The sequence below is a fragment of the Bartonella sp. MR90HLJMH genome, from assembly GCF_042194115.1.
Classification (GTDB): Bacteria; Pseudomonadota; Alphaproteobacteria; order Rhizobiales; family Rhizobiaceae; genus Bartonella; species Bartonella grahamii.
In genome coordinates, this window is sequence record NZ_JBHIMM010000018.1 from 1 (window position 1) to 9,627 (window position 9,627).

Here is a 9,627-nt window from a genome sequence, read left to right on the forward strand (position 1 = left end):
TGGAACTTCTCACTGACACGATTAAGCAATGACGCCGGCAATGGAGAATAACGAAGTAGATCAAGCATAATATCCGGTGTAATGGCATTTTGGAGCAATGGAAGAAGCTGTGTGATGATACCGAAGGTGCGCTCTTTCTCATTCGGGCTGGTTGGCGCATCATCAACAACAATGTCATACTCAACACTCGTTACTTCTTCACGCGTCAATGGAATATATTGCGCATTCTCCTCACCAGATATCCGTACCAAACGACCATCAGACAAATAATTCTGTATAAGGTGTAAAATAATCTTACCTTGCCGCTTGCGATACAAACGTAAGCCATCAAACAGACAAGCAAGCAGATTTAAACTGGATTGGCGTCGTTGTGCCTCCAAAATACCCGCTTGTGTCACTTCCCTTGTGCCAATGAATTCGGGGGATAAACCCGTCACCTGATTAATTGCTTCCTTAGCTTCATTAAACAGCTGGAAAAACCCCGTTGGAAATTCTGCTACGGGTTTGGGTTGGATCTTTCCTTGTGCAAGGGCGCCATCTTCAGCAACTAGCAACGCATCAGACCGCGCCCAATCTTGCATAGCCTGCCTGATGTCCTTAAACGCCCCTTCCTCGACAATAAGCCCCCCCTTTGGATTGGCTATTAAGGATATACATCACTTGACTGAAATATTTATTCGCCCACCGTTGCGGGTCTTTCGTCGGACGTACAACACCGTAAAACTGACGTTCTATCTTGTCAAAATATCCCGTTATACACTCCCAACCCAATTGACCAGCTGGAACCAATGGTTGATCTGGGGATTCAAGCAATTTCCTCCCTAAAAAAGCACGTCTTACAACCTTTTTATTGAAAGCCGCCCCTTGAATATTAGGCATCATGCATTGGAGCTGCTTAAATTCCTCTTCGCTATAGTCACGAAGTTCACCCGTTTCTAAATCAGCTGCCTTGTAATACCTCTCGCTTTCAAACCAACGGCATTCAACAAGCGTGACCATCCGACGACCGTTTTCAACATCAATGCTCCCTTCATCACTGTAATAATCAAGATCATTATGGTGAACACCTTCATGAGAGCTCCCATCCCTTGCCCAATCTGCACTCAACTCTGTCCAATGAGATTTGGGAAACATCTGCTTGGCTACTTCCAAAGGCTTGCGGTCCACATACCACAAACGTTGCGCATCGGTTAAGTTCGGTTGCACCGCTGCACTGTCCCAAACCATTTTTAAAGGATCTAAACGCGTAATTACCGGTTCACCATCAAAGCTGTTTTCATAATCAAGACGCGTATCAGTCCACCCCATGCCGCAGATAACCGCATCTTGGAAAGCGTCACTATCAGCGTATTCTGCATGCGCCATGTCCCGAAACCATTCTGCCGCACCGGTAAGCAATTCACTTGGCAATGCCTTGCCTATTTGACGGGGGATGAATTGCACTTCTCGCTTATTATTTCTCTCTGAACCTACAACAGCATTCACAAGCGGAGCAATACGATTAAAGGTCATAACGGGGCGGCGTTGCTTTTTTAACGCCGATAAATCTTCTTCATTCCATTGATCACCATTGTAAAAACCAAAATCCTCCCGTGCATGTTCACGCCATTTATTCACATGCTCCACATCTTCTTTGTACCAGCTCACAAGCTTACGAAACAAACCTTCTTGAGAGAGATCAGATACGTTGCTGTCTTTCTCTAAATGTTCATCATCATGCATCATTCTGCCATCCATGAGGTACTATCATATTCCGTTCTGCCGCTATAAGCTGGTCGCTTTTGTATTTCTTTTGGTGGTTTGTATGAAATGCACATCAGTCCAAAGGCATCTGCCCCATGACTGGACCAATCATGCTCTGCTCCCAAGCCAATATTACGCTTCTCATCCCATTTCTCGTGATACCAGTTCAGTGCCTTGCGTCCTGCTACCGTCGTCTTCTCATTAAACCAAACAGAAGGCAAAACACGGCGGACTGTTTCTATACGTATTTTAACAGCCCCTGCTCCCTGATTAGGGATAACTTTTGTTTGAAAGCCTGCCTGTTTAAGAGCGCTCTCAAAACTCACATTGTGCACACGATCTCTCGTCGCACCGTCATGGGGAAGAACCATCAATGCCTTCTCATAGCCATTTTGACGCAACCAGCCTATATGCTCTGATAACGGTTGTCCCTGTGCTTCGTAATAATTAAGCACTCTAATCTCTCTACCAACAAATTGTGCTATCCATATCGCTGTGGCATCTGCCTTAGCACCCGTGCCCCCAATATCCCAAAAGGCGCGTATCTGCATTAAAGGATCACGAGCAACACGCCCTATCCGCCCCTCCTGCTCGGCTGCCAACATTTCCTTTTGATAATAAGCGCCTTGAACCGCTTTCAGATAATCCCCTTCCCAGATATGCTTATAGGTCTCTGGACGGTTTCTCAGATCATCCAATCGCGCTTCATTCAAGATCTTCGGAAACTTCGGATTGTCTGACCAGTTGATCTCCACACGCTTGATTGCCTCATTGTCTGAAAAGCGAAACCGCTTCTCAACGGGGGCATTCTCTCGCAATGGATTCCATGTCACCCATAACTCTGCGCGCCATCCCTCTCCTTCTTCTCGCAAAGTCGGTATAAGCGTTTGCCAAGCCGTCTCTGTCACCGGCTCCGCCTCATCAACCCAACAAAGCAAAATACGCCCCATAGATTTGATACTTGCAATATTGCGGTCAAGACCAGAAAACTGAAAGGCTATACGACCATCTATCGACTTAATCGACGACTCCCCAACCTTGTAATAGTCCTTTAAAAAGTCATGCGCTTCAATGGCACGTTTAATCTCCTCCAAAGAACTCTCTGCAAGCGAATTTTGAAACTGCCGTGCACAAAGGATAGTGCCTGATATCCCTTCCCTACCAAATTGATAGCCTTTTAAAGCAGCCATCAAGGCAAATGATCTTGTCTTTCCAGACCCTCTCCCTCCCCAAGCCGCACGCACCAAAGCCGTACCTGTAAAAATCGGTATAAGCTTTGGTACAATATTAATCTGTCGTGTCGTCATTGACCAAAGGCGCGATTTCTACACGCGTTATCACCTTAATGGCTCCCCCATCTTCACCTGTTACCTGTAAAGGCAACACCTTACCAAGCAACGCTAAATAAGCCGCTGGACATTCTATAGCCTGCTTTTCCAAATAAGAAATCAAACCATCATCACCATATTTCTTACCAGCGCGCTCTGCTGCCTTTAGCACTGCTTCTTTCAAAATACGTGTCGTTTTATTTGGCACGCCTTTTACCCGCCCTTGACCTGCCTTTGGGGGCGTTCTTTTTGCAAGTTTTTCAGTGGTTTTCATGTGTGTTTCTTTTTGTAAACAAGACAATAAAAAAACCCCGCAAAAGCAGGGCTCTGAACAATCATATAAACTTATAAGAAAGGTTATACCTTTACCGTAATTCTAGACGCAATTCGACTAGTACAGCAATGTCATAAAACACTATTTTTCATATCCTGTCAACAAAAAAATCACTATATTGTGTATTTTTTATTTTTTCACCTAAATCTAGTGTCTTTAACAACCAACCACTCACAATTGTATCATCTCAACGAATCAATTATATGGAAGCACTAAATTATTGACTAGCAAAAAGTGGGGGAAATTAATGTTATTTTTCAAAAAAGCAGATTTATGCAGAATTAAAAAGACATTTACAAAAATATTTGTATTCAAAAAGAACATATTAACGATTGCGTTTTTTATGGCATATCTTTTGCTAACGGCACATGGTTATGCCAGTATAAATGAATTATTTTGTTCTAAAATAATTGAAAAACTGAACCTAGAAAAAGATGCAAAAGAAAATGCGGAAAGGGGATGGAATGACACACAGAAGTTTCTAGAAATTACCCTCAATGAGTGGAAAACAATAGCTCAAGAACAGGATGCCCTGACTATAAAACTACTCAATATGAGTCCAAGACAGGATCAACAAAAGAATTATGGATTGTACACTATAATTCATACACGAAATAAAGCAATCAAAGCAAGACATGAGACAATACAATCCATTTTTAGCCTTGTTCAAAAGCGGCACATAGTGCTTCAAGCCATGGCAAAAGCATCTAAGTCTAAGCACACATCTGATGTGTTGAATTATGAGGCACAATTTTTTGAACTTCATCAGAATATTGAAAAAGTAAATAACATGATTGATGCACTAAGCAATGAAATTGATAAGATGGATCACCTTATTAAGAAAACTCTTAATCTTTAATATATACTTAAACTCCAGCCATAAAAGAAATAATGAATTATTTATCAGCAAAAAAAATAAGTTACTTATTAATCATAGTAATCAGTGTGCTTTTTCTTACCAACTGCGGACAAAAATCAGATGCAGATGAGAACCGCATTCCAAATAACCTAGCTGATGCAGTTGATATGTTTGATGTTGGTCCTCGAAATTTATATGATCTTCCAAACGAAGTGCTCGAAAAATTTGATATTAATCGATACAATCTATGTAAAATGTTAAAACAGCAACATAAAGATTACTATGGTTATGATAAATTTCAAGATGTTGATTGTAATAGCTATAAGTGAAGAATAAAAATACTAAAAATCATAAAACAAAACAGATACTTCATATCTTTCTTATTTTTAGAAACAAAAAGAGGCACTTCTGCGTACAATAGAATGAATTATTTTCCTTAGTCTTTTACAAGGCGTTATACAGAGAAACGTTTCACGTCACATTGCTTACTTTAGCATCGTTCTTAAAGATGCATAAAAAAACTATGTTAGAAATGTTGATAGCTTGGCAAGCACTTCATTCATAATCATGGGGGGAACTGTTTCCATTTTCCTTCCCTGACGCGCTGCTATATCGAGAGCTCGTGGTTGATCACAACGTATCACACCTGTGGTATGTAATCCTGTTCCTGCTAATGAAACAGCAAACCCTGCGGTTCTCGCAAAATTTCCTCCACTTGTAATAGGTAAGACAATTGGTGTTTTTGTGACACGATTAAACGCCTCCGGTGACACAACCAGTACAGGACGCGTTCCTTTTTGCTCATAACCAGAAGTTGGGTCAAGCGATACAAACCAAATTTCGCCCCGCTTCATTACAAGAGCTCTCTGCCAACAGGTTTGGCATCAAACCACTCCATATCACCATCCGCAAAATCATCTGAAGGATTACATTGCGCTAACAATTCTTCAAGAGTATAGCTAGGGAATGCCTGTGGTTTTACAACCAATTGTCCATTGTCAATAGCCAAACCCACTTGCGTGTTTTCAGAAAGATGAAGAACATCAAGCAATGCGGGCGGTATAGAGAGCATAACAGACCCTCCAACTTTACGTAATTTTGTTGTGTGCATAAAACACTCCCTTTAATATTATATAAAAATATAACATTCTAATGCATATTCTTCAAGAGCTTTTCATGCTTTTATGGAAAAAGAACAATAAAACATTTACCATTTAGTTTTTCTGTCAAAATATTTATGAAGCGCGTTAAGAGCGACCCGCAATGAATTCACAAGATGTGGTAATGTTTGGTCTTCGATAACAATATATTGTATTGCTGCATAAAGATTATACTGTCTATAGAGATGTTGTGTTTCTTTTATCGCCTCTTGCATATTAGAAAACTGTCCTGTTGCAAATTCGACCCATTTTTCTCTTGCTTTGTCATCAGAAGATGATGGTATTTCATCATAAACAGCGCTTGGTAAACCTTTTGCACACAAATAGTCATTTTTCACTTCAAGATATTTTTGCGCAGCATCATATTGGTCTTGATTGATTTCGCCTTGCAAACACAGCCGCCCAACATAAGTACCAGCAAGCGGATTTTTAGCCTCTTCAATCGTCAAACCAAAGCGTTTAGCACGCATTTCAATTACCAATTGATTAACAAGATCTTGACGTACTTTCACTTGTGAAATGTAAGCATCTTTCTTGTTCATACATCCCCTATTATGAAACTGAAGATATGCGTTGGGGTATCGAACATGAAGATGATGCCTTGAGAGAATATGGCTTCATTTATGATGCCGATATAACAAAATGCGGCTTTATCCAACACCCCACAATAGAAATGGCGGGGGCTAGCCCCGATGGTCTCATTGGAGAAGACGGTTTAATCGAAGTCAAATGCCCAATATCAGTAACACATATGCGCTTTTGTATAGATGATGAAATCAAACCAGAATATCACGCACAAATGCAATTCCAAATGGCTTGTACAGAACGAAAATGGTGTGATTTCGTAAGCTATGACCCACGTTTTACGGGGGAATTCTTTCACTTACGCATGAAAGTCAAGCGTGTTCTCCGTGATGATCAACAAATTGAACAGATCAATCAAGCTGTTGAAACCTTTTTAGCAGAGATAGAACGAGAGATAAAACAACTCTCAACAAAAGCTGCTTAACCTTATGGGGGTGTTTTGTTCCCCGCATATCTACGAGCACCCCCACCCTTTTACATAAGGAAATTAAACGTGTGTAACATCAAACATATTATCATACAGCCTGCTAAAGATGAGGAATTTTGTTTTTTTACCATTGGCTATGAAGGTAGGTCCCTTGAGAATTATCTTAGTTGTCTCATAGAAAACAATATCAAAACTTTATGTGATGTTCGTAAAAATCCAATAAGTAGAAAACACGGATTTTCAAAAAGACAATTAGAGCAAGCTGTAAGCAACATTGATATTGAATATATGCATATGCCTGAACTTGGAATTGCCTCTAAAAAACGAAGAAATTTGAAAACAGAAAAAGATTATGACCGCCTTTTTAAAAATTATCGAAATACAACTCTCAAGAATAATTCTTGTGCAATAAACAAATTATATCAAATTTTTTTAAACAAAAAGCGCGTTGCAATCACCTGTTTTGAAGCCAATGTATGCATGTGTCATAGAGGACAACTCGCATTAGCTCTTACTCAATTGCCTGATTGGAAATATGAAATTAAGCACATCTAAAAAATAAACTTACAGATTTTTTACATATGGAGGTGATTCTCTTCACAAATGCCTCCTAGCACCCCCACCCTTCTTAACACTTTCAAGTAATGCGTGATTCACGCCACACGTGAATTGCATCTCAATGTAAGGAGAAAAGATATGGCGCCTCGTCCAGCTGCTATAACGCAACCAGCCATTGCACGCGCTTTAAGAGAAGCTAAAAAACAAGGTTGTGAACTCGTAGAAATCAAACCTACCGGTGAACTGCTTATCTATCTCAAATCCGATATTCCACTACCAAATTCAGCAGCGCATCCAGACAAACTTTTAGATTTGTCAAAGAATGAATATTACGAAACAGCGCTCTCTAAGATGTAAAATACCATGTCAAAACCACGCCCCCCTCATCTTGTCAAAGAAGTCACACGCCATGGTAAAATTATATGGTATGTACGTATTGGTCATGGACCACGTATTAGAATACGCGGTACCTATGGAACGCAAGAGTTTGTTGACAACTACAAAAGCGCACTTGCCGAGTTACAAGGGCTTATACTTCCTAAATCCAAAACCGGTAAACTTGTTGAAGGGTCATTTGCATGGCTGCTTAAACAATACTTTAACAGCTCCAATTGGCATAGCCTTTCTAAAGTCACCCAAAAACAAAAAGAACTCATCCTTATGAAGGTATGTGATACCATAGGAAATATTCCATACCAAGCAATTGAAAAGAAACATATCATAGCCGGTGTTGAACGGCGTAAAGAAACACCAGCAATGGCTAGAAACTTCCTGAAAGCCCTTAATGGACTTTTTAATTGGGCAATTGATCAAGGTCTTTTGGAAAATAATCCAGCATTAGGAATAAAAAGACCACCCCTCAAAAACAAAGAGGGATTTCCTGTTTGGACAGAAGAAGATGTCGAAAAATATTATCAAAGATGGCATCATGGTACCCATGAACGTGTCTGGATTGATGTTCTTTTATATACGGGGCTTGCGTCGTGGTGATGCGGTACGAATTGGCTGGAAAGATGTCAAAGATAATATCATTCACCTCAAAACAGAGACCGGAATTAGCCAAAACGCTTGAAACTGGTCCTATTGGAGAAGAAACATTCATTTGTGGTAAAGAAGGTAAAAAACTAGTTAAAGAAAATTTTGGCAACCTTTTTCGTGAGGCTTGTAACGTATCGGGAATCAAAAAATCAGCACATGGCTTAAGAAAATTAGCAGCAACACACACAGCTAACTCAGGTGCAACAGTACCACAACTCAAAGCAATTTTGGGCTGGACAGATGATGCTATGGCATCTCTTTACACAAAGAGCGCAGACCGTAAAAAACTTGCTCTTGAAGCCATAAAAAAGATTCAAAAAGATAAGGGATAGAGGAAAAAAACTCAATAGAATCAAGATTTACCTATTCCCTCATATTAGACATAACTATTTTATTTTACTTGCTTTTTATTTGCTCTCATCGCCCACCATTTTATTTTGTAAATAAGTTTTTTATTTTACACATACTTATGAATGCATCGGCTTTTAAAAGCTTGTCTGTTAAAGTTTATGCTTTCTGCCTCTGCATAATTTAGCGTTTTTAAGTTCTATTCTTGAAAAACTATGCAATACCTTAACAAGTTATCTATTTATCTAAGCGTATTGTTCAATAATCTTTTCTTCTATTCCAACTAACTTTTTGCTTATCCCACAAAAAAAGCATTATAAATATACCTAATTTCTAGTCATATCTGGAAGAGATTTTAAACTGTCGATGCAAATCTTACATAAAAATTTTTTCAAATAGTGCAAACCAGACATTCCCTCCAAGCCGCCCTTTAGACGCACTAAATATCTGAATATTTTTATTTAAAAAATTAAAATCTTTTAAAGAGCTTTCTTATCGAATTATGCTTATTTAAACTCAATAAAAACTTTCCTTGAATATATTATGTCATTCTTATAAATTTATCTCTCATAAACTGTCAAAACAATAACATTTTTTTCGCAGATATGAACGATCTGAATAGAATAAATATCTGGAAAGATAAAATAATTCAAAAATACACGCCCGCAAAGAATTTAATATAATTTATCAAATATTTTCAACTGAACATTTCTTATTATTACGAATATCGGTCGTTAAAACTTAAAAAAATATTGCTTTGTGAAAATTTTTTAAACAGAAAAAAGAAATGATAAATACCATATTTACTTTTCATTTTTTCAGAAAAAGCGATCATGTTTAAAAATGAAACTGTTAGATAACACACTCAAAGAATTGACTTATGAAGAATTATTTTAATTGAAATTTAAATAGTTTTACAAAGAACGCTTTAAAATGCGTATTAAAATGATTGACCTTTTGCAAGAAATTTGTCAAAAAGCATATCCAGTTTGGAGGGGTGGCCGAGCGGTTTAAGGCACCGGTCTTGAAAACCGGCGTGCAGGAGACTGTACCGTGGGTTCGAATCCCACCCCCTCCGCCACAGCACTTTTATGGTGCTATAACTTATTGTAGCTTGCCAGCGGGTTTTGTATATTTTACCACTGTAGCTTGCCAGCGGGTTTTGTATAATTTGCCACTAGGTTTTGTACCAATTTATTTTTTCTCAAAGAGTTTTTAAGTGGTTCTCAAAGGGTCTTCAAAGACCT

At 38.9% G+C, this 9,627-nt stretch carries 9 protein-coding genes, 1 tRNA gene and 3 pseudogenes; 7 read left to right on the forward strand and 6 right to left on the reverse strand.

The genetic code is table 11. From position 1 onward, the window contains the following. The 3 genes and pseudogenes from ACFIJ9_RS08305 to ACFIJ9_RS08315 form a co-directional block, all read right to left on the reverse strand. Positions 1-1,737 (reverse strand): annotated as a pseudogene (locus ACFIJ9_RS08305) (portal protein); the annotation flags it as partial. Further along, positions 1,722-3,050 (reverse strand): PBSX family phage terminase large subunit, encoded by a 1,329-nt coding sequence (locus tag ACFIJ9_RS08310; protein ID WP_375636698.1) that lies wholly within the window; start codon positions 3,048-3,050, stop codon positions 1,722-1,724. The gene ACFIJ9_RS08310 and the pseudogene ACFIJ9_RS08305, both read right to left, overlap by 16 nt. Beyond that, positions 3,031-3,345, reverse strand: coding sequence for a hypothetical protein (locus ACFIJ9_RS08315; RefSeq protein ID WP_375636699.1), 315 nt, complete (start codon positions 3,343-3,345; stop codon positions 3,031-3,033). Before ACFIJ9_RS08315 ends, ACFIJ9_RS08310 begins: the two co-directional genes overlap by 20 nt. A gap of 280 nt (positions 3,346-3,625) precedes the next feature. Between ACFIJ9_RS08315 and ACFIJ9_RS08320 the strand changes: the two genes are divergently transcribed. Both ACFIJ9_RS08320 and ACFIJ9_RS08325 read left to right on the forward strand, forming a co-directional pair. Next, positions 3,626-4,264, forward strand: a complete 639-nt coding sequence (locus tag ACFIJ9_RS08320) for a hypothetical protein (RefSeq protein ID WP_375636700.1) — start codon at positions 3,626-3,628, stop codon at positions 4,262-4,264. Positions 4,265-4,296: 32 nt separating this feature from the next. Then, positions 4,297-4,593, forward strand: a complete 297-nt coding sequence (locus tag ACFIJ9_RS08325; protein WP_375636702.1) for a hypothetical protein — start codon at positions 4,297-4,299, stop codon at positions 4,591-4,593. A 192-nt stretch (positions 4,594-4,785) separates the two neighbouring features. On the opposite strand, the gene ACFIJ9_RS08330 is transcribed toward ACFIJ9_RS08325, so the two are convergent. The 3 genes from ACFIJ9_RS08330 to ACFIJ9_RS08340 all read right to left on the reverse strand — a co-directional run bounded on the left by ACFIJ9_RS08330 (position 4,786) and on the right by ACFIJ9_RS08340 (position 5,966). Further along, positions 4,786-5,118 (reverse strand): type II toxin-antitoxin system PemK/MazF family toxin, encoded by a 333-nt coding sequence (locus ACFIJ9_RS08330; protein ID WP_375636703.1) that lies wholly within the window; start codon positions 5,116-5,118, stop codon positions 4,786-4,788. After that, positions 5,118-5,375: an AbrB/MazE/SpoVT family DNA-binding domain-containing protein gene (locus ACFIJ9_RS08335; RefSeq protein ID WP_375624257.1), complete on the reverse strand. Its 258-nt coding sequence runs from the start codon at positions 5,373-5,375 to the stop codon at positions 5,118-5,120. Before ACFIJ9_RS08335 ends, ACFIJ9_RS08330 begins: the two co-directional genes overlap by 1 nt. Before the next feature lie 96 nt (positions 5,376-5,471). Further along, a complete protein-coding gene (locus ACFIJ9_RS08340) occupies positions 5,472-5,966 on the reverse strand; it encodes a hypothetical protein (RefSeq protein WP_375636705.1) in 495 nt (164 codons plus the stop codon). A 5-nt stretch (positions 5,967-5,971) separates the two neighbouring features. On the opposite strand from ACFIJ9_RS08340, the pseudogene ACFIJ9_RS08345 reads away from it, so the two are divergent. From ACFIJ9_RS08345 to ACFIJ9_RS08365, 5 genes and pseudogenes are all read left to right on the forward strand, one after another. Beyond that, positions 5,972-6,433: pseudogene (locus ACFIJ9_RS08345) on the forward strand (lambda exonuclease family protein); the annotation flags it as partial. Between the two features lie 69 nt (positions 6,434-6,502). Further along, a complete protein-coding gene (locus tag ACFIJ9_RS08350) occupies positions 6,503-6,991 on the forward strand; it encodes a DUF488 family protein (RefSeq protein ID WP_375636708.1) in 489 nt (162 codons plus the stop codon). 141 nt (positions 6,992-7,132) lie between these two features. Continuing rightward, positions 7,133-7,351: a hypothetical protein gene (locus ACFIJ9_RS08355; protein ID WP_273723922.1), complete on the forward strand. Its 219-nt coding sequence runs from the start codon at positions 7,133-7,135 to the stop codon at positions 7,349-7,351. Positions 7,352-7,357: 6 nt separating this feature from the next. Next, a pseudogene (locus ACFIJ9_RS08360) lies at positions 7,358-8,364 on the forward strand (tyrosine-type recombinase/integrase). A gap of 1,007 nt (positions 8,365-9,371) precedes the next feature. Next, positions 9,372-9,461 (forward strand) — tRNA-Ser (locus ACFIJ9_RS08365). The last annotated feature ends 166 nt before the right edge of the window (positions 9,462-9,627 follow it).